Source organism: Brucella grignonensis (assembly GCF_002252505.1).
Classification (GTDB): domain Bacteria; phylum Pseudomonadota; class Alphaproteobacteria; order Rhizobiales; family Rhizobiaceae; genus Brucella; species Brucella grignonensis.
The window spans coordinates 1-745 of sequence record NZ_NNRL01000087.1 but is presented as its reverse complement, the minus strand read 5'-3'; the positions used below and the strand labels follow the sequence as shown (position 1 = coordinate 745).

Here is a 745-nt window from a genome sequence, read left to right as displayed (position 1 = left end):
TCGCAGACGACGTCATGGAGACCTTCGATGAGCCGCGATCAGAGGAGGTGTTCCGGCTGTTCGGGCAGATGGCTCAGGTCGGGCAGGTAATTTACCTGACGCACCATCGGCATCTGTGTGAAATAGCTAGGCAGGTTGTGCCGACGGTGAAAATTCACGAGATAGCGTAGGACCTTATTCGACCTCTCATCGCAGCTTCTGGTCGACTTATTCAGGGCCGGTAGCCGACGCCCTGCCTTTAGTGGCGGACATTACGAAGGAGAAGCTTGCAGAGCCGCCGACGGCGCGCGCGCGGCACCATTGCGGCTCACGGCTACCTACACCCTTTTAACTTGTCCTGAACTATCTGTCCCGGGACGCCCACCTTCGCACCAGTCGATGCGGCCTTCCTTTATCCAAAAATGACAGCCGCAGTCATTGATCTGATGCACTGAGGGCTGAACCGTAGGTCTTTGCCAGAAGTCTCCAACAACGGACCACCTTGGTCGTCTCGTTGGGTTCAACGAGAGATTGATCGCGCGGCCGCAGCCGCCAGGGCATGTTAGGCACGCCCACTTCTCCACGTCTCCGTCTCGGACCAAGCACAACTGGCCTTTCGGGACTCCCTCTGGACCAGGAAAGGTGGCACTGCTCCGCACAAGAAGATCGAATCTCAGTAGGCCGGCCGACTTCAGCAGCTTGGCGACGAAGGACTTCATCATCAGCCCACCATATCGAGGAAAGGATCGACGTCGCCCGCACCGCG

At 58.3% G+C, this 745-nt stretch carries 1 protein-coding gene; it reads right to left on the bottom strand.

All coding sequences use genetic code 11. The features are described from left to right. Positions 1-317 precede the first annotated feature (317 nt). Complete coding sequence (locus CEV33_RS24345; protein ID WP_094538716.1) at positions 318-698, bottom strand: DUF6527 family protein; 381 nt, start codon at positions 696-698, stop codon at positions 318-320. Positions 699-745 lie beyond the last annotated feature (47 nt).